Origin of the sequence: Rhodopseudomonas sp. AAP120, from assembly GCF_001295845.1 — a bacterium.
In the GTDB taxonomy this organism is placed as follows: domain Bacteria; phylum Pseudomonadota; class Alphaproteobacteria; order Rhizobiales; family Xanthobacteraceae; genus Rhodopseudomonas.
This window is the reverse complement of sequence record NZ_LJIC01000011.1, coordinates 102,221-125,951: the sequence shown is the minus strand read 5'-3', so window position 1 is coordinate 125,951 and position 23,731 is coordinate 102,221. Positions and strand designations below refer to the sequence as shown.

General features: G+C 67.2%; 26 protein-coding genes. 15 read left to right on the top strand and 11 right to left on the bottom strand.

Going from position 1 to position 23,731, the window contains the following annotated elements; translation table 11 throughout:
• Positions 1-20: 20 nt before the first annotated feature.
• Positions 21-653 (bottom strand): transferase hexapeptide repeat family protein, encoded by a 633-nt coding sequence (locus IP86_RS01605; protein WP_054160833.1) that lies wholly within the window; start codon positions 651-653, stop codon positions 21-23.
• 166 nt (positions 654-819) lie between these two features.
• Between IP86_RS01605 and phnC the strand changes: the two genes are divergently transcribed.
• From phnC to phnE (IP86_RS01585), 4 genes are all read left to right on the top strand, one after another.
• Positions 820-1,632, top strand: coding sequence for a phosphonate ABC transporter ATP-binding protein (gene phnC, locus IP86_RS01600; RefSeq protein WP_054160810.1), 813 nt, complete (start codon positions 820-822; stop codon positions 1,630-1,632).
• A 79-nt stretch (positions 1,633-1,711) separates the two neighbouring features.
• Positions 1,712-2,653 carry a phosphonate ABC transporter substrate-binding protein gene (gene phnD / locus IP86_RS01595; RefSeq protein ID WP_054160809.1) on the top strand — a complete coding sequence of 314 codons (942 nt, stop codon included), beginning with the start codon at positions 1,712-1,714 and terminating at the stop codon, positions 2,651-2,653.
• Positions 2,654-2,727: 74 nt separating this feature from the next.
• Positions 2,728-3,606, top strand: a complete 879-nt coding sequence (phnE, locus tag IP86_RS01590; protein WP_054160808.1) for a phosphonate ABC transporter, permease protein PhnE — start codon at positions 2,728-2,730, stop codon at positions 3,604-3,606.
• Complete coding sequence (phnE, locus tag IP86_RS01585; RefSeq protein ID WP_054160807.1) at positions 3,603-4,451, top strand: phosphonate ABC transporter, permease protein PhnE; 849 nt, start codon at positions 3,603-3,605, stop codon at positions 4,449-4,451. Before phnE (IP86_RS01590) ends, phnE (IP86_RS01585) begins: the two co-directional genes overlap by 4 nt.
• Positions 4,452-4,883: 432 nt before the next feature.
• Here phnE (IP86_RS01585) and phnF read toward each other — a convergent pair whose 3' ends face one another.
• A complete protein-coding gene (phnF, locus tag IP86_RS01580) occupies positions 4,884-5,612 on the bottom strand; it encodes a phosphonate metabolism transcriptional regulator PhnF (protein WP_054160806.1) in 729 nt (242 codons plus the stop codon).
• A gap of 124 nt (positions 5,613-5,736) precedes the next feature.
• Here phnF and phnG point away from each other — a divergent pair, with 124 nt between their 5' ends.
• From phnG to IP86_RS01525, 11 genes are all read left to right on the top strand, one after another.
• Complete coding sequence (phnG, locus tag IP86_RS01575) at positions 5,737-6,195, top strand: phosphonate C-P lyase system protein PhnG (RefSeq protein WP_054160805.1); 459 nt, start codon at positions 5,737-5,739, stop codon at positions 6,193-6,195.
• Between the two features lie 2 nt (positions 6,196-6,197).
• Positions 6,198-6,806, top strand: a complete 609-nt coding sequence (gene phnH, locus IP86_RS01570; protein WP_054160804.1) for a phosphonate C-P lyase system protein PhnH — start codon at positions 6,198-6,200, stop codon at positions 6,804-6,806.
• Entirely contained in the window at positions 6,806-7,912 is a 1,107-nt protein-coding gene (locus IP86_RS01565; RefSeq protein ID WP_054160803.1) for a carbon-phosphorus lyase complex subunit, read from the top strand. The genes phnH and IP86_RS01565 overlap by 1 nt, the downstream gene beginning before the upstream one ends.
• Positions 7,909-8,790 (top strand): alpha-D-ribose 1-methylphosphonate 5-phosphate C-P-lyase PhnJ, encoded by an 882-nt coding sequence (locus IP86_RS01560; RefSeq protein WP_054160802.1) that lies wholly within the window; start codon positions 7,909-7,911, stop codon positions 8,788-8,790. Before IP86_RS01565 ends, IP86_RS01560 begins: the two co-directional genes overlap by 4 nt.
• The gene (phnK, locus tag IP86_RS01555) at positions 8,783-9,577 is read left to right on the top strand and encodes a phosphonate C-P lyase system protein PhnK (RefSeq protein WP_054160801.1); all 795 of its coding nucleotides are present in this window, start codon (positions 8,783-8,785) and stop codon (positions 9,575-9,577) included. The genes IP86_RS01560 and phnK overlap by 8 nt, the downstream gene beginning before the upstream one ends.
• A gap of 8 nt (positions 9,578-9,585) precedes the next feature.
• Positions 9,586-10,284, top strand: coding sequence for a phosphonate C-P lyase system protein PhnL (gene phnL, locus IP86_RS01550; protein ID WP_054160832.1), 699 nt, complete (start codon positions 9,586-9,588; stop codon positions 10,282-10,284).
• Between the two features lie 14 nt (positions 10,285-10,298).
• The gene (locus IP86_RS01545; RefSeq protein WP_054160800.1) at positions 10,299-11,450 is read left to right on the top strand and encodes an alpha-D-ribose 1-methylphosphonate 5-triphosphate diphosphatase; all 1,152 of its coding nucleotides are present in this window, start codon (positions 10,299-10,301) and stop codon (positions 11,448-11,450) included.
• Positions 11,447-12,046, top strand: a complete 600-nt coding sequence (gene phnN, locus IP86_RS01540; protein ID WP_054160799.1) for a phosphonate metabolism protein/1,5-bisphosphokinase (PRPP-forming) PhnN — start codon at positions 11,447-11,449, stop codon at positions 12,044-12,046. The genes IP86_RS01545 and phnN overlap by 4 nt, the downstream gene beginning before the upstream one ends.
• A complete protein-coding gene (locus IP86_RS01535; RefSeq protein WP_054160798.1) occupies positions 12,043-12,663 on the top strand; it encodes a pyridoxamine 5'-phosphate oxidase family protein in 621 nt (206 codons plus the stop codon). The genes phnN and IP86_RS01535 overlap by 4 nt, the downstream gene beginning before the upstream one ends.
• 222 nt (positions 12,664-12,885) lie before the next feature.
• Positions 12,886-13,686 (top strand): CbbQ/NirQ/NorQ/GpvN family protein, encoded by an 801-nt coding sequence (locus tag IP86_RS01530; RefSeq protein WP_054160797.1) that lies wholly within the window; start codon positions 12,886-12,888, stop codon positions 13,684-13,686.
• Complete coding sequence (locus IP86_RS01525) at positions 13,683-15,983, top strand: nitric oxide reductase activation protein NorD (protein ID WP_245290504.1); 2,301 nt, start codon at positions 13,683-13,685, stop codon at positions 15,981-15,983. The genes IP86_RS01530 and IP86_RS01525 overlap by 4 nt, the downstream gene beginning before the upstream one ends.
• Here IP86_RS01525 and IP86_RS01520 read toward each other — a convergent pair whose 3' ends face one another.
• From IP86_RS01520 to urtD, 9 genes are all read right to left on the bottom strand, one after another.
• Positions 15,984-16,838, bottom strand: coding sequence for an urease accessory protein UreD (locus IP86_RS01520; RefSeq protein WP_054160796.1), 855 nt, complete (start codon positions 16,836-16,838; stop codon positions 15,984-15,986).
• Positions 16,804-17,439 (bottom strand): urease accessory protein UreG, encoded by a 636-nt coding sequence (ureG, locus tag IP86_RS01515; protein WP_054160795.1) that lies wholly within the window; start codon positions 17,437-17,439, stop codon positions 16,804-16,806. Before ureG ends, IP86_RS01520 begins: the two co-directional genes overlap by 35 nt.
• 24 nt (positions 17,440-17,463) lie before the next feature.
• Positions 17,464-19,173: an urease subunit alpha gene (gene ureC / locus IP86_RS01510; protein ID WP_054160794.1), complete on the bottom strand. Its 1,710-nt coding sequence runs from the start codon at positions 19,171-19,173 to the stop codon at positions 17,464-17,466.
• A gap of 4 nt (positions 19,174-19,177) precedes the next feature.
• Complete coding sequence (locus IP86_RS01505; RefSeq protein WP_054160793.1) at positions 19,178-19,873, bottom strand: urease subunit gamma; 696 nt, start codon at positions 19,871-19,873, stop codon at positions 19,178-19,180.
• Positions 19,874-19,882: 9 nt separating this feature from the next.
• On the bottom strand, positions 19,883-20,551 hold the full coding sequence (locus IP86_RS01500; protein ID WP_054160792.1) for an urease accessory protein UreF: 669 nt from the start codon (positions 20,549-20,551) through the stop codon (positions 19,883-19,885).
• 2 nt (positions 20,552-20,553) lie between these two features.
• Entirely contained in the window at positions 20,554-21,105 is a 552-nt protein-coding gene (gene ureE / locus IP86_RS01495; RefSeq protein WP_054160791.1) for an urease accessory protein UreE, read from the bottom strand.
• Positions 21,106-21,175: 70 nt separating this feature from the next.
• A complete protein-coding gene (locus IP86_RS01490) occupies positions 21,176-22,213 on the bottom strand; it encodes an aliphatic amidase (RefSeq protein WP_054160790.1) in 1,038 nt (345 codons plus the stop codon).
• 73 nt (positions 22,214-22,286) lie between these two features.
• On the bottom strand, positions 22,287-22,982 hold the full coding sequence (gene urtE / locus IP86_RS01485) for an urea ABC transporter ATP-binding subunit UrtE (protein ID WP_054160789.1): 696 nt from the start codon (positions 22,980-22,982) through the stop codon (positions 22,287-22,289).
• Positions 22,982-23,731: an urea ABC transporter ATP-binding protein UrtD gene (gene urtD / locus IP86_RS01480; RefSeq protein WP_054160788.1), complete on the bottom strand. Its 750-nt coding sequence runs from the start codon at positions 23,729-23,731 to the stop codon at positions 22,982-22,984. Before urtD ends, urtE begins: the two co-directional genes overlap by 1 nt.

Sequence of the window (23,731 nt, the reverse complement as noted above, 5' to 3'; positions counted from 1 at the left end):
CGTTCTCCCGTTGCGGCGCGTCAGGCCCGTGCGGCGGCTTCATACTTGTCGAGAAACGCCTCGACCGGCAGCTTGCGGAAATCCGGCAGCGCGCGGCGCAGCGTCTCGTGGTCCCAGTCCCACCATGCCAGATTCACCAAGCGGCCCGCGACCTCTTCGGAAAATCGGCGCTTGATCACCCGCGCCGGATTGCCCGCCACGATGGTGTAGGCCGGCACTTCGCGCGTGACGATCGCGCCGGCCGCGATCACGGCGCCTGTGCCGATGCTGCGGCCCGGCAGCACGATGGCGCCGTGACCGATCCAGACGTCGTGGCCGATGCTGACGTGATGGGCACGGCGCCAGTCGAAGAACTCGGCGTCGTCCTCTTCGCCCGGGAAGTAAGCGCTGGCCCGGTAGGTGAAATGCGCCTGGGTCGGGCGCTGCATCGGATGGTTGCCGGGATTGATCCGGGTCATCGCGGCGATCGAACAGAACTTACCGATACTCGTGTAGGTGATCTGCGAGTCGTTGACGACGTAGGAGTAATCGTCCATCGCCACCTCGTGCAGGATGGTGCGCGCCCCGACTTCACAGTAGGCCCCGAGCTTGACGTCGTGGAGACGGGCAGAAGCATCGACCGTGGGTTCGACCGAGAGTGATTTCGCGACCATGAGTTCCATTACCTGCTGAGCGGGAAGAGGTTCATCCGCAGTCTCGATGACGGCGTCGTGACGCGAAGATGACATTCACATACTGAAACTGTCGAACTCGGCGACTGTCATATCCCTGCAAGATACCAGCGTTAGCGATAGGGCAACCAATTGCCTGGAGCAGCGGATGCTGGTCGTTGATGGACTCACTTGCCGGTTCGGCAACAAGGCGGCCGTGGACAATGCATCGTTCTCGGTCGAGCGTGGCAGCTTCATCGGCGTGATCGGCCGCTCCGGCGCCGGCAAGTCGACGCTGCTCCGAACGCTGAACCGCCTCGCCGATCCGAGCGAGGGCCGCATCCTGTTCGAGGGCATCGACGTCACCGCGCTGCAGGGCCGCGAGCTGCGCCAATGGCGCGCCCGCTCGGCGATGATCTTCCAGCAGTTCAACCTGGTCGGCCGTCTGGATGTGATGACCAATGTGCTGATGGGCCGCCTCGCTCATGTTCCGGCCTGGCGCTCGCTCGCGCAGGCCTGGCCCGAAAAGGACCGCGCGCTGGCGATGTCGGCGCTCGATCAGTTCGATATCGCGCCGCTCGCCGCGCAGCGCGCCGATCAGCTCTCCGGCGGCCAGCAGCAGCGCGTCGCGATCGCCCGCGCGCTGGTGCAGGAACCCGACCTGATCCTGGCCGACGAGCCGATCGCCTCGCTCGACCCGCGCAACACCAAGGTCGTGATGGACGCCCTGCTGCGCATCAACAAGCATTTCGGCATCACCGTGCTGTGCAATCTGCACTCGCTCGATCTCGCCCGCAGCTATTGCGACCGGCTGATCGGCATGGCCAATGGCCGCATCGTGTTCGACGACGTGCCGGCGGCGCTGACCGACAGCATCGCCCGCGAACTCTACGACCTCGAAGCCAACGAGGTGATGGGCACCGCGCCGGTTCATGCCCCGGCGAAAGAACTGCTGCCCGAGCTCGGCACCGTCGCGGCCTGACAAGCCGCACGCGCGTCCGAAACAGAAGCCCGCGGCGAACGCGGGTCCAACAGACACATCAACCGACAGGGATGTCACGATGACCATCGACCGCCGCTCCATTCTGCTCGCCGCCGCCACGCTGGCGCTCACCGCCTCCACCGCGCTGGCGCAGGACTACAAGACGAAGTATCCGGAGCTGACCTTCGCGGTGGTGCCGGCCGAGAACGCCTCCGGCGTCACCGAGCGCTGGACGCCGTTCGTCGCGTATCTGTCGAAGGAACTCGGCGTGAAGGTGAACCTGCGCATCGCCAACGACTACGCGGCGGTGATCGAAGGCCAGCGCGCCGGCAACATCCAGATCGCCAGCTACGGCTCGGCCTCGTTCGCCCGCGCCCGCCTCACCGGCGTCAAGACCGACGCCTTCGCCAACGACATCAACGCCGACGGCTCGACCGGCTACTACTCGGTGTTCTTCGTCAAGGCGGCGAGCCCCTACAAGTCGATCGACGAACTCAAGGGCAAAAACCTCGGCCTGGTCGATCCGAACTCGACCTCGGGCAACAACGTGCCGCGCTTCGAGCTCGACAAGATGGGCATCTCGGACGCCGAGGCGTATTTCGGCAAGGTGGTGTTCACCGGCAGCCACGAGAACGCCGTGCTGGCGCTGGCGCAGGGCACCGTCGACGTCGCCGCCAACCAGTGGACCAACGAGGACGACTCGACACTGCAGCAGATGCTGCACAAGGGCATGCTGAAGAATGCCGACGGCAGCGCGATGAAGAAGGACGACTTCCGCATCATCCACAAGTCGGCGCCGATCATCAACGGCCCCTACGCCTACAATTCCGACCTGCCGGAAGACCTCAAGGCGGCGATCGCCAAGGCCTTCATGGACGCCCCGACCAAGGACAAGGCGGCGTTCGACCGTCTCTCGGACGGTCAGAAGAAGGGCTTCCACGCCGCCACCACCAAGGATTGGGACGGCACCATCGAGCTGATCAAGTTCGTCGACGCCCTGCGTAAGAAGAAGGCGTCCTGAGTTTCATCTCGTCCCACCGGGCCGGATCCTTCGGGATCCGGCCTTGTTTTTTGCGCATCGAGAGCCCTCCCCGCATGGCCCTGGCCGTATCGCTGCTCCCCGAGTCTCAGCTCGACGCGCTGAACGCGGCCTACAACGCTTCGATCGCCCGCCGGCGCTGGCGCACGCTCGTCGGCTTCGCCATCGCGTTTGCCGCGCTCGCCCTCGCGGCGGTCGGTGCCGAGGTCGATCTCGGCACGTTCTTCGGCAAGATCGGCAATTTCTTCAGCTATTTCGATCGCATCTTCCGGCTCGACAGCGGCGCGCGGGTGTGGACCGACCCGGCCGAATGGTTCTGGGGCTGGCGCAAATGGCTCGGGCTGCTCGGCGAGACGCTGCTGATCAGCTATGTGGGCACACTCGCCGGCGGCGTGCTGGCGGTGCTGCTGAACTTCTTCGCCGCGCGTAACACCGCGCCGCAGCCGTGGCTGCTGTTCGTGATCCGGCGGTTTCTCGAAATCTGCCGCACCGTGCCGGACATCGTGTTCGCGCTGGTGTTCGTGATCGCGTTCGGGCTCGGCCCGATGGCCGGTGTGCTGGCGATCGCCATCCACTCCACCGGCGCGCTCGGCAAGCTGTTCTCCGAGATCGTCGAGAATATCGACATGAAGCCGGTCGAGGGCGTGCGCTCCACCGGCGCCGGCTGGATCGCCTGCATGCGCTTCGCCGTGCTGCCGCAGGTGATCTCGGGCTTCGCCAGCTACGCGCTGCTGCGGTTCGAGATCAATGTCCGCGGTGCGTCGGTGATGGGCTTCGTCGGCGCCGGCGGCATCGGCCAGGAACTGATCGTGTCGATCCGCAAGTTCTATTACTCGGATGTCAGCGCGATCCTGCTGCTGATCATCGTCACCGTGTTCATCATCGACATCTCGACCGGCTGGATCCGCGGCCGCCTGACCGGAGGCCGGGCATGACCGCGCAAATCCAAACGGACCTCGCCGACCTCAAGGCGCGCCACCCGCATCTGTTCGAGCGTCCGGCTGCGGCGCGGCTCGGCGTGCCCGCCATCGCGCTGGCAGCATTGGCGCTATTCATCTATGGCCTGATCGAGCTCGACTTCTCGCCGCAACGCATTCTGGCCGGCCTGAGCCAGCTCGGCTGGTTCGCGCTGCTGATGATCCCGCCGGACCCGGGCTCGTCGCTGCCGGCTTATCTCTCTGCGATGGGTGAGACGCTGTCGATCGCGCTGCTCGGCACCACGCTGGCGGCGCTGATGGCGCTGCCGGTCAGCCTGCTCGCCGCGCGCAACATCATCCCGACGCAGCTGATCCGCTTTCCGGTGCGCCGCTTCCTCGACGGCGTGCGCGGCATCGACACGCTGATCTGGGCGCTGGTGTGGATCAACGTCGTCGGCCTCGGCCCGTTTGCCGGCGTGCTGGCGATCGCGGTGTCGGACTTCGGCGCGTTCGGCAAGCTGTTCTCCGAAGCGATCGAGACCGCCGACCGCAAACAGGTCGAGGGCGTCCGCGCCTCCGGCGGCTCGCCGCTGCACGAGATCCGTTTCGGCCTGATGCCGCAGGTGCTGCCGGTGATCGCCGGCCAGGTGCTGTACTTCATCGAGTCCAACACCCGCTCCGCCACCATCATCGGCATCGTCGGCGCCGGCGGCATCGGCCTGCAACTCGCCGAACAGATCCGCGTACTGGAATGGCAGAAAGTGTCGTTCCTGATCCTGATGATCCTGGTGGCTGTCGCGGCGATCGACTGGATCTCGACCCGGCTGCGCTTCGCGATCATCGGAAAAAGGGCGATTGCGTAGCCTGGAGCGGTTCATCGCTTGATTGAGACGATCCGACTTTCCGAACGCACTGAGTCCTCATCCTGAGGAGCCCGGCGAAGCCGGGCGTCTCGAAGGATGGGGCAACGCATTCCCTGCGGCCCATGGTTCGAGACGGCGCTGCGCGCCTCCTCACCATGAGGTTGTCCATGTGGCAGGCGTCCCGGATCTTCAGCTCTGATTCCATGAAAAGCAGAAGTGCTCTAATGCAAGCGCTCGCCCGTCAGCTCAGAGCACATCGACCGCCCCACCCCCAAACGTCATCCTCCGCGAAAGCGGAGGATCCAATATTCCAGAGCGCTCGCGTTCAACACTGACGCTCTGGGATACTGGGTCGCCCGCACGCGCGGGCGATGACGGCTGGGTGTGGGGCGGTGCTGCGCCTCACTCCTACTGTTGTCGGCGGCGCCCGAACTACTCCGTCTCCACCACGAACTGCACCCGCTCCGCCGCAAAGCGGGTGCGCAGTGCCAGCAGCGGGCGGCCTTTGCCGTCGACGTCGAGGCCCTCGACGATTAGCACCGGGCGGCCGATGCCGAGGTCGAGGCGGGCGGCGTCGCCGGCGTCGGCGATCGCCGCGGTGATACGCGTCGAGGCGCGGCGATAATCGCGGATGCCGTGCTGCGCCAGCACCTTGGTCATCGAGCCGAAGCGGCGATACAGCTCCTCCGCATCGGGGAAACGCTCGGCGGAGAGCCAGGTGCTGCCGACGCAGATCGGCGCGCTGTCGGCCAGCCGCAGCCCGTCGATCCGGATCAGCGGCGCGCCGACCGGAAGATCCAGCTCGCGCGCCAGTTCGCGCGTCGCGTCTTCCCGGCTCGCCCCGAGTAATTGCCCGCGCGGCTCGCGCCCGCCGGCACCGACGATCTCGGAAAACCGCGTGCGCGAGCGCAGCGGATAGGCGATGCGCCCCGGCTCCACATAGGTGCCGCTGCCGCGCTCGGCCCGCACCAGCCCACGCTCGGCGAGCGCCGCCAGCGCGCGCCGCACCGTATGACGATTGACCCGATGGACCGTCGCCAGTTCGACCTCGCCGGGCAGCTTTTCACCGGCCGGATAGCCCCCCTGGGCGATCTCGCGCTCGATCGAGTCCGCCACCTTGCGCCACAGCGTGACGCCGGAATCCGGCTGCAATGTCGACATCTTGTCCTTCGCTCCGACCGTTCGGGTCGGTCTAGCATTTCACGACCTCGTCATCAAAAGGTCATGGCACCCCACTATGAAGTTGTCTAATATCACAGACAACTTGAGATAGGCCAGAGGCAACATGGCGACGCCCTTCGAGACCAGCACGCAGACCCGGCAGGCGGCGATGGCCGTGCTGGTTCATGCCCCCACTGATGACATCGCGGCGCGCCTCGCCGCGATCGAATTGCCCGCGAGCGAAGCGCTGCGCGAGCCGGAGAACGGCCTGGTGATGGTGCGCGGTCGCGTCGGCGGCGACGGCGCGCCGTTCAATCTCGGCGAAGCGACCGTGACGCGCGCCGCGGTGCGGCTCGCCAGCGGCGAATGCGGCTTCGGCTACACGCTCGGCCGAGACAAAGCGAAGGCGCGGCTGATCGCGCTATGCGATGCGCTGATCCAGCGCCGCGACACCGCGGCGGCGGTCGAGACTAACGTGCTGGCGCCGCTGCGCGCCGCACAGGCCGCGGAGCGCCAGCGCAAGGCCGAGCAAACGGCCGCCACCAAAGTCGATTTCTACACGATGGTGCGAGGCGAGGGCTGACGATGAGCATGGCTTTCGAACTCTCCGCCGGCTTCGCCGACAAGGTCACCTCGGCGCAGACCACCTTTCGCGCCGTGATGCAGGCGATGGCACGGCCCGGCACGGTGCAGCGGCTGGAGACTGGCTTGCAGCATGTCCCCGCCCCGCTCACCGCGGCGACCGCTGCGATTGCGCTGACGCTGTTCGATCACGACACGCCGCTGTGGCTCGACGACGCCACGCAGGTCGCGACAGTGACGCAATGGCTGCGCTTCCACACCTCGGCGCCGCTGGTGAGCGAGCCGGACGCGGCGGCGTTCGCGCTGATCGCCGATCCCGGCGCGATGCCCTCGCTCGATCACTTCGCGCTCGGCAGCAACGACTATCCGGATCGCTCGACCACGCTGATCCTGCAGCTCGGCAGCCTCGATGACGGGCCAGCTTTCGACCTGAGCGGCCCCGGCATTCGCGGCAGGGCGACGCTGCGCGCGCCGCTTCCCGCTGATCTGCTGGCCCAGCGCGACGCGCTGGCGCCGCTGTTTCCGCGCGGCCTCGACTTCATCCTCACGGCCGGCGATGCGATCGTCGCGATCCCGCGTACCACGCGGCTCGTCGCTCAAGGAGACAACTGATGTATGTCGCCGTCAAAGGTGGCGAGCGCGCCATCGACAATGCGCACCGGCTGCTGGCGCACGAACGCCGCGGCGATCGTGACGTGCCGGAAGTCACGCTGGCGCAGATCTCCGAACAGCTCGCGCTCGGCGTCGACCGGGTGATGGCCGAAGGCTCGCTGTATGATCGCGAGCTGGCCGCGCTGGCGATCAAGCAGGCGCGCGGCGACATGATCGAGGCGATCTTCCTGCTGCGCGCCTTCCGCAACACGCTGCCGCGGTTCGGCGCCACCGAGCCGCTCGACACCGGCGTGATGACGGTGCGGCGGCGGGTGTCGTCGACCTTCAAGGACATTCCCGGCGGCCAGATCCTCGGCCCGACCTTCGACTACACGCATCGTCTGCTCGACCCGCAACTCGCCGCCGGCGGCGAGCCGGAGCAGCCGGCGAGCGCGCCTGCACTGAGCGAAGCGATGCCGCGCGTCACCGACATTCTTGGCCGCGACGGCCTGATCGAGCCGACATCGAAGCCGGAGCCGGACGCGCCGATCGGCGATCTCACCCGCGAGCCACTGAGCTTTCCGGCCGACCGCGATCTGCGGCTGCAGAATCTGGCGCGCGGCGACGAGGGTTTTCTGCTCGCGCTCGGCTATTCGACCCAGCGCGGCTACGGACGCACCCATCCGTTCGCCGGCGAGATCCGCTTCGGCGAGGTCGAGCTGGAGTTCGTCGCCGAGGACGCCGGCTTCGCGGTGCCGCTTGGCAGCATCGCGCTGACCGAATGCCAGATGGTGAATCAGTTCAAGGGCTCGGCCACCGAGCCGCCCTGCTTCACCCGTGGTTACGGCCTCGCCTTCGGCCAGAGCGAACGCAAGACGATGGCGATGGCGCTGGTCGATCGCGCGCTACGCGCCCGCGAACTCGGCGAGGAAGCGCTGGCGCCAGCGCAGGACGAGGAGTTCGTGCTGTCGCATTCCGACAACGTGCAGGCCACCGGCTTCGTCGAGCATCTGAAGCTGCCGCACTATGTCGACTTCCAGTCCGAGCTCGGACTGATCCGCCGGCTGCGTCAGGACTTCGCCGACGCCGCCGAACAACCCGATGCATTGCCGGAGGCAGCGGAATGAACGCGCCCGACTACAACTTCGCTTATCTCGACGAACAGACCAAGCGGATGATCCGCCGCGCCATCCTCAAGGCGATCGCGATCCCCGGCTATCAGGTGCCGTTCGCCAGCCGCGAGATGCCGATGCCCTATGGCTGGGGCACCGGCGGCGTGCAGGTCACCGCCGCGATCCTCGGACGCACCGACGTGCTCAAAGTGATCGACCAAGGCAGCGACGACACCACCAACGCGATCTCGATCCGGAAATTCTTCGCCAAGACCGCGGGCGTCGCCACCACCACGAATACGGGCGAAGCGACCGTGATCCAGACGCGGCATCGCATTCCCGAGGCGCCGCTGCACGAGGGGCAGGTGCTGGTGTATCAGGTGCCGATCCCCGAGCCGCTGCGCTTCCTCGAGCCGCGCGAGACCGAGACGCGGCGGATGCATGCGCTCGCCGAATACGGCCTGATGCACGTCAAGCTGTACGAGGACATCGCCAAATTCGGCCACATCGCCACGTCCTACGCCTATCCGGTGAAGGTCAACGCGCGCTACGTGATGGACCCGTCGCCGACGCCGAAATTCGACAACCCGAAGATGGACGATTGCGCGGCGCTGCAATTGTTCGGCGCCGGCCGCGAGAAGCGGATCTACGCGATCCCGCCTTACACGCAGGTGGTGTCGCTCGATTTCGAGGATCACCCCTTCACGCGCTATCGGCAGGATGCGCCCTGCGCGCTGTGCGGCTCGAACGACTCCTATCTCGACGAGATCGTCACCGACGATCGCGGCGGACGGATGTTCGTCTGCTCCGACACCGATTATTGTGAGACCCGCCAGGCGCAGGGCCATCGCGGCAGCGAAAGCGCGCCGCATCAGGAGCACGCCGATGCTTGACCGCACCATCCCGGCCGATCAGCCGCTGCTCGTCGCCGAGCATCTGTCGAAGTCCTACGGCCGGCTGCAGGCCTGCCGCGACATCTCGTTCAAGCTGTATCCCGGCGAAGTGCTGGCGATCGTCGGCGAGTCCGGCTCCGGCAAATCGACGCTGCTGCAGATGCTGTCGGCGCAGCTTGCGCCGAGCACCGGCACCGTCTCCTACCGGATGCGCGACGGCGTGCTGCGTGACCTCGCCGCGCTCGGCGAGGCGGAGCGGCGCTTTTTGTTTCGCACCGACTGGGGCTACGTGCATCAGGACCCGGCGCAGGGCCTGCGCATGGCGGTGTCGGCCGGCGCCAATGTCGGCGAGCGGCTGATGGCGGTCGGCTGGAATCACTATGGCAAGATCCGCGACACCGCATCGTCCTGGCTGTCGCGCGTCGAGATCGCGCAGGACCGCATCGACGACGCGCCGCGCACGTATTCCGGCGGGATGCGGCAGCGGCTGCAGATCGCGCGCAATCTCGTCACCGAGCCGCGGCTGATGTTCATGGACGAGCCGACCGGCGGCCTCGACGTCTCGGTGCAGGCGCGGCTGCTCGATCTGTTGCGCGGCCTCGTCACCGAACTCGGCCTCGCCGCCGTGGTGGTGACGCACGACCTCGCGGTGGCGCGGCTGCTGTCGCATCGGGTGATGGTGATGCAGGGCGGCCGCGTGATCGAGACCGGGCTCACCGACCAGGTGCTCGACGATCCGCACGAGCCCTACACCCAGCTCCTCGTCGCCTCGATCCTGCCCGCATGAGCCCGCCGATGACCGCGATGATCCAACTGACTAACGCCCAGAAGTCCTTCGTGATGCACCTGCAGGGCGGCTTGCGCCTGCCGGTGGTGCGCGGCGTCTCGTTCGAGGTCGGCGCCGGCGAATGCGTCGTGCTGGCCGGGCCGTCCGGCGCCGGCAAGTCGTCGATCCTGAAGATGATCTTCGGCAACTATCGCTGCGACGGCGGCCGGATCGACATTCTGCATCGCGGCGCGACCATCGACCTCGCCAGCGCCGAGCCGCGCCAGGTGCTGGAGCTGCGTCGCTTCACGATCGGCTATGTCAGCCAGTTTCTGCGCGCGGTGCCGCGCGTCGCAGCGATCGACGTCGTCGCCGAGCCGCTGCTCGCCAATGGCGTGGCGAAGGAGGAAGCCCGCGCCCGCGCCGGCGAACTCTTGAAGCGGCTGAACATCGCCGAGCGGCTGTGGACGCTGCCGCCGGCGACCTTCTCCGGCGGCGAGCAGCAGCGCGTCAATATCGCGCGTGGCTTCATCGCGCATTTTCCGATCCTGCTGCTGGACGAGCCGACCGCGTCGCTCGACGCCGCCAACCGCGCCGTGGTGATGGAGCTGGTCGCCGAGAAGAAACGCGACGGCGTCGCGATGATCGCCATCGTGCACGACGATGAAGTGCGGGCCCGCATCACCGACCGGCTGATCGACGTCACCAGCTTCGCCGCGGCCGCCTGACGAGAGAGACAGTAATGACGAATTCCGACTTCATCCTTCGCAATGCCCGCATCGTGCTGGCCGACCGCGTCATCGAGCACGGCTGGCTCGCGGTTGCGGACGGCCGCATCGCCGAGATCGGCGAGACCGGCGTGCCCGCCGGCGGCCACGACATGGGCGGCGATCTGCTGATGCCCGGCCTGATCGAACTGCACACCGATCATCTCGAGGCGCACTACATGCCGCGCCCCAAGGTGCAGTGGAATCCGGTGGCAGCCGTGGTTTCCTATGACGGCCAGCTCGCGACCTGCGGCATCACCACCGTGCTGGACTCGCTGCGGGTGTGGCGCGAGGAAGGCGCCGAGGACGTCGACGGCCAGGCGATCGTGCTGGCCGGAGCGATCTCGGCTGCGCGCGATGCCAATCTGCTGCGTGCCGATCATTTCCTGCATCTGCGCTGCGAAATTCCGATGCCCAACGTCGTCGCCGAAGCCAAGGAGCTGATCGACCGGCCCGACATCCGGCTGATGTCGCTGATGGACCACACGCCGGGGCAGCGCCAGTTTCGCGACGAGGAGAAGCTGCGCGATTACTATCGCGGCAAGGGCGCCGGCATGACCGACGCCGAGCTCGACGTGATGTTCGCGCGGCGCGTGTACTGCAAGGAGAACTACGCCGACGCTAACATGCGCGCGATCGTCGCGCTGGCGCATCAGCACGCCATTCCGCTGGCGAGCCACGACGACACCACCGAGGAGAACGTCGTCGAGGCGATCCGCGACAAGGTGGCGGTCGCCGAATTCCCGACCACGCTGGAAGCGGCGCGCGGCCTGCACGAGGCGGGCATCGACATCCTGATGGGCGCGCCCAACGTGGTGCGCGGCGGCTCGCACTCCGGCAATATCGCGGCCATCGATCTCGCGCACGAAGGACTGCTGGACATTTTGTCGTCGGACTACATCCCGTCGAGCCTGCTGATGGCGGCGCTGCAATTGCCGCTGCGCGCGCCGGCGATCGATCTCGCCGCGGCGGTCCGCACCGTCACCAAGGCGCCGGCCGAGGCGGTCGGCCTGCCCGATCGCGGCGAGATCGCTGTCGGCAAGCGCGCCGACCTGATCCGCGTCCATGTCGCGCACGACGTGCCGGCGGTGCGCAGCGTCTGGCGCGAAGGACACCGGGTGGCATGACCGAGCTCGCGCCGATCGCCCCGCAGCAGAGCCGGATCGGACCGGGCCGGCTGGTGCTGGTCGTCGGGCCGAGCGGCGCCGGCAAGGACACCCTGCTCGGCATCGCCCGGATCGCTTGCCTCGGCGAAACCGGCGTCGGCTTCGCGCGCCGCGTGGTGACGCGCGAACCCTCGCCCGCCGAGGACAATCTGCAGAGCACGCCCGAGGCGTTCCGCGCCATGATCGCTGCAGGCGAATTCGCGCTGCACTGGGAGGCGCACGGTCACTCTTACGGCGTGCTACGCAGCATCGACAACGACATCCGCGCCGGCCGCACCGTGGTGGCGAACGTGTCGCGCACGGTGATCGCACAGGCGCGGCAGACCTACGCCAACGTCGTGGTGGTCCAGATCACGGCGCCGCCGGACGTGCTGGCGCGCCGCATTGCGCTGCGCGCCCGCAGCAGCGACGCGATGAGTTCGGACCGGATCGGACGCAACGTCGGCGGCGAGATCGCCGACTTCACGATCATGAACGTCGCAAGTCCCGACGATCACGCGCACGAGTTGCTGGCGATCATACGCGGCACGCCGGAAGCTGCAAGGAACACACGATGACGACGATCCCGGCCATCGGCTCCGTCGCCGAGCTCGAGGCGCTGTACGGCGTGCCCAACGACGCCTCTACCGAGAAGGTCGCGCACCGCATCACCTCGGCCTATCGCACGCTGATCGAGCGCTCGCCGTTTGCGGCGCTGGCGACCGTCGGACCGGAAGGCCTCGACTGCTCGCCCCGCGGCGACCTGCCGGGCTTCATTCACATCCACGACGACACGACGCTGATGCTGCCCGATCGCCGCGGCAACAATCGCATCGACTCGCTGCGCAACATCGTCCGCGATCCGCGCGTCGCCTTAATGCTGCTGATCCCCGGCTCGCTCAACGCCCTGCGCATCAACGGCCGCGCGCTCATCAGCGCCGACGCGGCGCTGCTGGAGTCCTTCAAGGTCGACGGCAAGGCGCCGCGCAGCGTGGTGGTGATGACCGTCGAGGAGATCTACTTCCAATGCGGCCGGGCGCTGATCCGGTCGGAGCTGTGGAATCCCGACAAGCACATCGATCCCGCCACGCTGCCGACGCCGGGCCAGATCCTGGCGTCGATGACCGAGGGCCGGGTCGGCGGTGACGCCTACGACCGCGCCTGGCCACAGCGCGCCGCCGAGACGATGTGGTAGGTCGCAAGACCTGAGAGCCTGTCCCCCGGCCATCCCCGCGGACGGCTCCGCCCTTGCGCTCGCCTGGTTTCGGGCTATTGTCAGCGATCAAGCGCGCTTCAAGGCAGCAGCGCGCCAGAGCGGCAGTGATTGCCATGATCCCTTTTTGCAGGGACGGTGGCTGCCGCATATTCCGATCTCCCTTCCGCGGCGCCCGTCCTTCGTTCACCTTCGGAGGATTGCATGAGCCTGGACGCATACCGGATCACATCCGAGCCCTACTACCAGCCGCACGGCGACGAGATCGAGATCTTTCGCGCCGCCTATGACGAGCGGCTGCCGGTGATGCTCAAGGGGCCAACCGGCTGCGGCAAGACGCGGTTCGTCGAACACATGGCGTGGCGGCTCGGCAGGCCGCTGATCACCGTGGCGGCGCACGAGGACATGACCGCCGCCGACCTCGCCGGCCGCTATCTGCTAGAGCCCGAAGGCACCGTCTGGCACGACGGCCCGCTGACGCAAGCGGTACGCCAGGGCGCCATCTGCTATCTGGACGAAATCGTCGAGGCCCGGCAGGACACCACCGTGGTGATCCATCCGCTGACCGACGCGCGGCGGGTGCTGCCGCTGGAGAAGCACAACGAGATCGTGCCGGCGCATGCCGACTTCCAACTCACGATTTCCTACAACCCGGGCTATCAGAGCGCCGTCAAGGACCTCAAGGAATCCACCAAGCAGCGCTTCCTGGCGATCGACTTCTCCTACCCGCCGCCGCAAATCGAGAGCGCGATCGTGACGCGCGAAAGCGGCGCCGATGCCGCGCTGGCCGACGTGCTGGTGGCGATCGGGCAGCGTTCGCGCAATCTGCAGGGCCACGGCCTCGACGAAGGCGCCTCGACCCGGATGCTGATTCATGCCGGCCGGCTGGTGCGCGGCGGCCTGCCGCTCGCCACCGCCGTGCAGTCGAGCATCGTCCTGCCGATCACCGACAATCCCGACGTCCGCGCCGCGCTGCGCGCCGCGATCGACGCGTGCATGCCGTGAGCACGACTGCCCCGCTCAGCCCGGTGCAGGCGACGTCTGCCACGCAGACGCTGCGCCAGATGATGCGCCAGCGCGATGTGTTGCGGGCGCCGTTCGAGGCGACATGGGCGGAGCTGAGCGATCGATTTAGCGCGGACGAACTGAACGCGTGGTCGGCCGCGGTGCTCGCGCTGGCCAACGTCAATCTCGGCCCGACCGGACTGATCGCCTATTGGGATATCAGCCGCAGTCACCCGGCCGCAGCCCTCACGCCGCTGCTGGAAGCTGCCGACGCCGCCGCGGAGATCTGCCGCCATGCCGGCGCGCGCGCGGCCGCGCTCAGCCTGAAATCGCTGCCGATCGCCCGCAACGCCTTCGCGTCGGAGCCGATGCTGGCGCGCTGGTGGAGCGCGCTGCGCGGTCTGTCGCGCGAGGCGCCGGAGGTGATCGAGCCGATGGCGCAGCGGATGGCTGCGATCCTGGCGCCCGGTTCGGTCGAGGCATTCGAGAACTTCATCGCCGCCGGGTTGAAGCTCGCCGCGGGCAACAAGACGGTCCGGCTCGACTACTTCACGCTGCAGCACGAGCTGGCGCGGCGGCTGATCAGCCGCGAGTTCGGCGGCGTCGATTTCGCCGAGGCCGAGCGGCACCTCAAGACGTTCGTCACCGCGCTGTGGGGCCACGTGCCGCTGCTGCGCAGCCTGCCGCCGGCCGACACCGCAATTCCACGGCGGGCGTCGATCGCCGGACCGCTGATCCGGCTGCCGGACGTGTATCGCGGTTTCGAGGGCGACGCCGCGTGGGCACTGTATCGCGCCGCCGCCGCCCACGCGCATGCGCACCTCGTCCTCGGTAGCGATCGTTTCGTCGTCGGCAAGCTGAAACCGCTGCAGATCGTGCTGGTCGGGTTGATCGAGGACGCGCGCATCGAGACCTTGGCGATGCGGCAGCTGCCGGGCCTGCGCCGGCTGTGGGCGCCGTATCACACCGCAAGGCCCGCCGGCATCGCCACCGCGCCGGCGCTGCTGGCGCGGCTGTCCCGTGCGCTGTTCGATCCGGACTATCAAGACGACGACGGCTTCGTCGCCAAGGGCCGCGCGCTGTTCGCGCAAGCTCTTCCGCGGCTGAACGATCCGGCGATCTCGCGCGAGATCGGGATGCTGCTCGGTAACGATCTCGGCCAGATGCGGGTGCAGTTCAACGCCAAGACCTATGTGGTCGAGCCGGTGTATCGCGACGACAATCTCGGCCTGTGGGACTTCGACGAACCGCCGCAGGCAAACGCCGAAGTCTTGGAGATGTTCATCGATGCCGCCCGCATCGAGCAACAGGAAGCCGAGGACGGCCCGAGCAACACTGACGAGCAGCGACAGGACAGCGAAGCCGGCAAGGCGCGGCCGGTGGCGCCGGACGCGCGCGGCACCGTGCTGGCGACCTATCCGGAATGGGATCGCCGCCACGGCATCGAGCGCCCAGACTGGACGACGGTGCGCGAAGTCGCGGCCGTGCGCGGCCATCCGAAGCGGATTATCGAAGCGCTCGATCGCGCCGATGTCCTGCGCGGCCGCGTCGCGCAACTGGTGCGCGGACTGCGCGTCGGCCGCTCGATCCGGCTCAATCGTCAGCAGGACGGCCACGATCTCGATCTCGATGCCGTGATCGACGCCGGGCTGGCGCTACGCACCGGACAGGATCCCGACCCGCGGGTGTTCCGTTCGTCGACCTCCAAACATCGCGATCTCGCAACGCTGCTGCTGATCGATACCTCGCAGTCGACCAACGATCGCCTCGCTTCGGGCGCGACCGTGCTCGATGTCGAGCGCCTCGCGGTCGCGGTTCTCGCCGAGGCCATGCAGGCGCTGCAGGATCCATTCGGCCTGCTCGCCTTCGCGTCGGATGGACGCGACGACGTCAAGCTGACCACGGTGAAAGCCTTCAGTGAAAGCTATGGCCCCGACAGCATGGCGCGGCTCGACGGCCTCGTCTCCGGCTATTCGACCCGGCTCGGCACGGCGCTGCGCCATGCCGGTGCGGTCATCAGCGAGCGCAACAGCTTCCGCAAGCTGGTGCTGGTGCTCACCGACGGCGAGCCATCGGATATCGACGTCGATGACCCGGCCGATCTGATCGAAGACGCGCGGCGCGCCGTGATGCACCTGCATGCGCGCGGCATCGACAGCTTTGGCGTGGTGCTGGGCAGCGGCGGCATGAACGCGGCCGCGCGGATCTTCGGCCGCGGCAACACCATGCTGGTGCACCGCGTCGAGGATCTGCCGAGCCGGCTGTCGGAGCTCTACTTCCGCCTCGCCCGCCGCTGATTACTTGCGCCGCGGCGCAAGATCGACGCCGAACACGTGGCGGGTGATGACGTGAAACCCCGCGGTGATGCCGCGCGTCAGCCCGCCGGCGTCCGGCGCCGTCATCCGCACCACCAGGCCGGCCTCGTTCGGCGCCTGCGAGACGCCGGCGAAGCAGCCGACACGATCGGCTTCCGCCTCGATCTCCTCGCCGGGTGGCAGCCGGTCCGGCGGTGCGATCAGCACGACCGAGGCTGCCGCGCGTGCGCCGCCGAGCGCATCGAAATCACCGCGAAGATCGCTGCCGCGCAGCGCACCGCGATCCAGCATCAGCAGCCGGCCATCTGGCCGTTCGATCCGCAGCTCGTTGGCAAATCGCCGAAACACGCCGGTCGATCGCGGCGGGCAATGCGTCGAAAAACCGTCGGCGATCAGCAGCACGCCGTCTTGATCGACCACCGCCGTGCTCGACAAAGATAGTTCAGCGTCCGGAAACAGAATGTAGGGATCGCTGGTGAGCGCCGCGAATCCGCCGGCTCCGACCTCGATGCGCTGGCGCAGCGTTGCCGGGCGATCGCGGCCAGGGTGCACCACGGTTGCCGATTGCGTCGTCAGATGCAGCGCGGCGCCTTCGCCGACCGTCACGTCGAATTGCAGATCGTCGGCGCCATACATGCCGCCGGCGGCCGACTGCAGATACAGCGTCAGCAGATCGGGGCGCGCACCGTCGAGGTAGAAGCCGCGCGTCAGGTGCCACGGATAGCCGACCTGTTGCCGGCGCAGGATCGTCCGGCCGCCGGCAAACTCGGCCGTAAGGTGCGCCGCCGCAACGCGCGACGGCTCAGGCGTGAAACAGGACGGCGGAAGTAATTGCATCGGCCACCGCCTCAATCCCCACACCCGAACGTGCATTGGTGGCGATCACCGGCCGCCCGCCGCGCACCCGCTCCGCCTCCGCCAGCATCGCGTCAAGCACCACGCCGACATGCGGCGCGAGGTCCACCTTGTTGACCACCAGCAGGTCGCATTTGATCACGCCCGGCCCGCGCTTGCGTGGGATGTCGTCGCCGCCGGCGACGTCGATGACGAATATCCACCAGTCGACGAGATCGAGCGAAAACGTCGAGGCGAGATTGTCGCCGCCGGATTCGAACAGCACCAGTTCGAGGCCGGGAAACTTCGCCTCCAGCGCGTCACCCGCCGCGATGTTCAGCGTCGGATCTTCGCGGATCACCGTGTGCGGACAGGCGCCCGCCTCGACCGCAGACACCCGCGCCGGATCGATCAGCCCCGAGCGCCGCAGCCGCTCGGCGTCTTCCTTGGTGACGAGATCGTTGGTGACGACGGCGAAATCGACGCCGCGGCGCTGCAGCACCGGGATCAGCGCTTCGATCAGCGCCGTCTTGCCGGAGCCCACCGGCCCGCCGATGCCGATGCGGGCGGCGACGGACGGCCGTGCGCCGGTGCTCGTGCTCATTGGCGTCTGTTGCAGTCCCATGCGTCACCTCAACATATAGCGCCGCGCCAGCGGCAGCTCGGTCGCGGGCTCGCAGGTCGCAAGTTCACCATCGACGAAGACGTCGAACGTATCCGGATTGACGGTGATCCGCGGACACGCGTCGTTGTGCAGCATGTCGCGCTTGCTGAGCGTGCGCGTGCCCTTCACCGGCAGGAACGATTTCGACAGGCCGAGCTTCCCCGCGATGCCGCCGTCGATCGCCAGCGGATGCACGAAGCAAGCCGACAGCGCAGCCGGCGCGCGGCCGAACGAGCCCCATTGCGGCCGCATCAGGATCGGCTCGCAGGTCATCAGCGACGCCGCGCTGTCGCCCATCGCGCCCCAGGCGATGAAGCCGCCCTTGATCACCAGCTCCGGCTTGATGCCGAAGAACGCCGGCTTCCACACCACGATGTCGGCGAGCTTGCCGTCTTCCAGCGAGCCGATGTGATCGGCGATGCCGAAGGTCTTCGCCGCATTGATGGTGTATTTGGCGATGTAGCGCTTGATGCGCGCGTTGTCGCCCATGCCGGGTTGATCTTCCGGCAGGGCGCCGCGCTGCTGCTTCATCTTCGAGGCGAGCTGCCAGGTCCGGCAGATCACTTCGTGGATACGGCCCATGCCCTGGCTGTCCGAGCCGAGCATCGAGATCGCGCCGATATCGTGCAGCACGTCTTCGGCCGCGATGGTCTGGGCCCGGATGCGGCTCTCGGCGAAGGCGACGTCCTCGGGGATCGCCGGATTGAGATGGTGGCACACCATCGTCATGTCGAGGTGTTCGTCGAAGGTGTTGACCGTGTAGGGATTGGTCGGATTGGTCGACGACGGCAGGCAGTGCATCTCGCCGGCGACGCGGATGATGTCCGGAGCGTGGCCGCCGCCGGCGCCTTCGGTGTGATACATGTGGATGGTGCGGCCGCCGATCGCCTGCAGCGTATCCTCGACGAAGCCGGACTCGTTCAGCGTGTCGGTGTGGATCTGGACCTGGAAGTCGTATTCGTCGGCGACGCGCAGGCAGCAATCGATCGCCGCCGGCATCGAGCCCCAGTCCTCGTGCAGCTTCAACCCCATCACGCCGGTTTCGAGCTGCTCAACCATCGGCGGCGCGACGTGCGAATTGCCGCGGCCGAGGAAGCCGAAATTCATGGGCCACGCTTCGGCCGCCTGCAGCATCTTGCCGGTGTTGAACGGGCCACCGGAATCGATGCCGACCGTGATCGGGCCGAGCGAACCGCCGATCATCGTGGTGATGCCGCTGGCGAGCGCGTGCTCGACCAGGCCGGCGCTGTCGAAATGCACGTGGACGTCGATCGCGCCCGGCGTCGCGATCATGCCTTCGCAATCGCGCACCGTAGTGCCGGTCGACACGATCAGCCGCTGATCGACGCCGTCCATGATCGCCGGATTGCCGGCCTTGCCGATGCCGACGATGCGGCCATGCCGAATGCCGAGATCACCCTTGACGATGCCGAGCACCGGATCGATCACCGTGACGTTGCACAGCAGGAAATCGAGCGCGCCCTCGGCGCTGGTGATGCCGGCCATGCCGATGCCGTCGCGCAGCGTCTTGCCGCCGCCGTGCAGACACTCGTCGCCATACACCGCGTAGTCCTTCTCGACCACCGCCTGGAGCGCGGTGTCGCCGAGCCGGATGCTGTCGCCGGTGGTGGGGCCGTACAGCGCGGCATAGTCGCGCCTCTGAATCTTCGCCATGGTGTTACGCTCCCCTGAAGCCGCGCGCCTTGGCGCGGGCCAGCGCCGCCTCGCGCACGCGTGGATCGGAGCCGCGCCCCGCCGTGAGATTGTTGAGCCCGGTGAGATCGCCGCTGCCGCCGAACTCGACCAGTGTGACTTCCTTGGACGCGCCCGGTTCGAAGCGAACGGCAGTGCCGGCCGGAATGTCGAGCCGCATGTTGAAGGCCGCGCCGCGATCGAATTCGAGTGCGCGGTTGACCTCGAAGAAATGATAGTGCGAGCCGACCTGGATCGGGCGATCGCCGGTGTTGACGGCCGTGAGCGACAGCCGCCGCCGGCCGGCGTTGAGCTCAAGGGAGCCTTCCGCTGCGGTGATCAAGCCGGGATGTTCGGGATCGGCCTCGCTGCCCGGCGCAGGTCGGATCGGCTCGTGCACCGTCACCAGCTTGGTGCCATCCGGAAACACGCACTCGACCTGGATCATATGCATCATCGCGGCGATGCCGGGCAGCACGTCGTCGGTGGTCAGGATCGTCGAGCCGTAGCCGATCAGATCCGCCACCGTGCGGCCATCACGCGCGCCCTCGAGAATATCGTCGGTGATCAGCGCGACCGCCTCCGGATAGTTCAGCTTCAGCCCGCGCGCGCGGCGGCGGCGCGCCAGTTCCGCGGCGTTGAAGATCGTCAGGCGTTCGAGTTCCGTCGGAGTGAGCAGCATCGGAGCCTCTCAGTTTGCGAACAACCGCAGATCGGCCCGCATGTGCCGGGCGGCGGCGATGTCGATGAAGGGAACGCAGCTCGACGGCTCGGCATCGTCGCCGCCGTGCGCCACGAGACCCTCGATGATCGGCAGCACGCTCTGCAGCGCAGCCTGCGCCTGCAGCGCGCCGATCGCGCCGAGGCGCACCGCTGCCGCGATCATGCCCGAGGCCGTAATGTAACCGGAGGCAATCTCCGCGGCCTGCCGATCGAACTGCAGGGCGCGCCAGACCGCTCCCTGCATCACCGGCAGATGTCCGAGGCACTCACCCGCCGCGATCGCATCGCGCAGCCGCAGGGCGAGCGGATCCCCGAGCCGCGCATGCGCCGCGACGAACGAACCGCCGTTACGCCGAGAGCCGAGCCGATGCGGCTCCAGCAGCGACATCGCCTCACAGAGCCGATCGAGCTCCGCGAGGTGGACCAACTCGTCGCCCGCCCGGAACGCACGAACCATCAGCACGCGATCGAACGTCGCCCAGCGCAGCCGCAGCACCGACTCGATGAGATCCGCAAGCGACCGCGGCGACAGCTTGCCGCGCAGATCGGCGATCGCCTCGACGCCATAGGAGAACGCGAACGAGCCGTTCGGAAACCCGCTGTCGGCCTGCCAGATCGCGAGGAGGGCGGCGCGCATGATCAATGATCGTGGTCGTGGCCGTGATGATGGCCGTGACCGTGCGAGTGCGGCGTTGCGCCGTGCGCTGCATCGAGTCCATTTCGCCCGCCCTCACCGCTTTCCTGGTCGACGATCGAGACGCCGATGCGGCGGCTGCCGATCAGTTCGTCGAGCCGGGCGATGTAGTCTTCGGCGCGCCCCTCCAGCGCGACGAACAACGCCTCGCCCTCGAACCGCACGCGCCAATGCAGATTGCCGGCCTGATAGCCGAGCTCGATCGCGTCGGCGATCGAGCGTGGCACCAGCCGCAGCCAGCGCTCGGTCCCGGCGTGAACGACGATCGCCCGCGCGTCATCGATGAACAGCACGGCGCCGTCGAACAGCTTCTCGCTGCGCGGCAGTGCGATCGCCAGCTCCTGCCCGCCCCGCGTGGTCGCAAGCAAGCGGCGACGCGCCAGATCGGCGACCGGAATGCTGACGATGTCGACGCCGCCGCTGTGCTCGAGCCGATGCAGATCTTCCGAGAAATTCGGATCGATACGGCTGCCCAGAACATGATCGATCCGAAGCATCGGCTCCCCTTTCGTTTCGAGTTCAGACGGTCGCCCGCGGCCCGGGCCGCGGGCGGTGTTCAGGGCATCGTCAGCGATGCACGACCTTCTTGTTCGGGATGCCGTCGATCGGGCATTCCTCGACGCCGATGGTGTCGCGCGTGAACGACTCCACCATCTCGCGGGTGCCTTCCGGATCGGAGATCCATTTGGCGTAGAAATCGTAGGGACAGGCCGCCACGCCCTTGTCGCCGTCGCCGGAATTGATGACGCCGGTGTAGCCGCGGTGCAGCAGCTTGAAGAGGTGGTTGTTGGATTGGCCGGTCTTGCGCGCGTCGCGGATCAGCGACTTCGACAGCTGCGCATACTGGATGCCGTATTCCTCCTCGCCGCATTCGCCGAGCGTGCGGCCGTCGAAGCCGACGATCGCCGAATGGCCGAAATAGGAGTAGACGCCGTCGAAGCCGGCGGCGTTCGCCACCGCGACATAGACGTTGTTGGCCCAGGCCATCGCCTTGGCCATGATCACCTGCTGGTCCTTGGCCGGATACATGTAGCCCTGGCAGCGGACGATCAGTTCGGCACCCTTCATGGCGCAGTCGCGCCAGATCTCCGGGTAGTTGCCGTCGTCGCAGATGATCAGCGACACTTTCAGGCCCTTCGGGCCCTCCGAGACGTAAGTGCAGTTGCCGGGGTACCAGCCCTCGATCGGCACCCAGGGCATGATCTTGCGATACTTCTGAACGATCTCGCCCTTGTCATTCATCAGGATCAGCGTGTTGTAGGGCGCCTTGTTGGGATGCTCCTCGTGACGCTCGCCGGTCAGCGAGAACACGCCCCACACCTTGGCCTTGCGGCAGGCTTCGGCGAAGATCTCGGTCTCGTCGCCCGGCACTGTCGAGGCGGTTTCGTACATCTCCTTGGAGTCGTACATGATGCCGTGGGTCGAATATTCCGGGAAGATCACCAGATCCATGCCCGGCAGGCCGACCTTCATGCCGACGATCATGTCGGCGATCTTCTTGGCGTTGGCCAGCACCTCGGCCTTGGTGTGCAGCCGGGGCATCTTGTAGTTGACAACGGCGACGCCGACCGTGTCGTTGCTGGACGAGATATCACCATGATGCATGTCGCACTCCCTTGATGAGCGTTGTTGTCGGGCAGATGCCGGCGCGCCGTCGGGCCGGGTGACTTCGTGGCGATCACACCGCCATGTGGCGGTGGACCATGTCGTCCGAGAGCCGGTCGATCGCGCCGAATTCGACCACGCGCCCCTTCTCCATCATGGCGAAGCGCTGCGCAGCACGGCGTACGAACGGGATGTTCTGTTCGACGAGCAGCACCGTGAGACCGAGCTCACGGTTCAGCCTGACGATGATCGCTTCGATCTCCTGCACGATCGACGGCTGGATGCCTTCGTTCGGCTCGTCGAGCAGGATGATCTTCGGATCGGCAGCCAGCGCGCGGGCGATCGCAAGTTGCTGCTGCTGACCGCCGGACAGCACGCCGCCGTTGCGGTCGAGATTCTGCATCAGATACGGAAACAGCTCGGCGACCAGCGGCGGGATCTCGCGCTTGCCGTCGGTGCGCGCGAAGGCGCCCATCAGGATGTTGTTGCGGATGGTGAAGTCCGGAATGATCTCACGGCCCTGCGGCACGTAAGCGATGCCGGCGCGGGCGCGGCGGAACGTCGGCAGCGCAGCGAGATCGTCGTCCTCGAGCCGGATCTGGCCATCGCTGCGGTCGGTGAGGCCCATCAGCGTCTTCAGCAGCGTGGTCTTGCCGGTGCCGTTGCGGCCGAGGATCGCGGTGATCTGGCCGGTCGGAATCTCGAGGCTCACATTGTGCAGGATGTGGCTGCGATCGTAGAAGCTGTTGACGTTGGTGAAGGTCAGCATCAGGTGATCCCCTGCGCGCCGAGATAGGCTTCCTTGACCCGCGGATCGTTCTCGATCTGGCTCACGCTGCCTTCGGCGAGAACCTGACCGAGATGCAGCACGGTGATGCGCTCGGCGATCTCGCGAACGAATGCCATGTCGTGTTCGACCACGATGATGGTGTGCCGGCCCTTGAGGTTGTTGACGATCTGCGAGGTCTTGTGGGTTTCGGCCTGGGTCATGCCGGCCGTCGGCTCGTCGAGCAGGATCACTTTCGGATTCTGGATGATCAGCAGGCCGAGTTCGAGCCACTGCGTTTGGCCATGGCTGAGATACGCCGCGGTACGCTCGGCCTCCTCGGTCAAGCCGATCAGCTCCAGCACCTCCGAGACGCGCCGCCGGGTCTCTGGCCCGAAGCCGAAGCCGAGATTGGCCAGCACGCCGGGGTTCTTGCAGCTCGCGACCTCGAGGTTGCGGCGAACGCTGAGTTCCTTGAACACGCTCGGGATCTGAAACTTCCGCCCGATGCCGGCGCGCGCGATCTTGTGCTCGGGCCAGTTGGTGATCTCGGTGTCGTCGATGAAGACACGCCCGCTGGTGCTCTGCGTCTTGCCGGAGATCAGATCCATCAGCGTCGTCTTGCCGGCGCCGTTGGCGCCGAGCACGACCCGCAGTTCGCCTTCTCCGATGGTCAGCGAGACGTTGTTGACCGCCTTGAAGCCTTCGAAATCGACGCCGAGACCATCGATGGTGAGTGCGATGCGATCCAT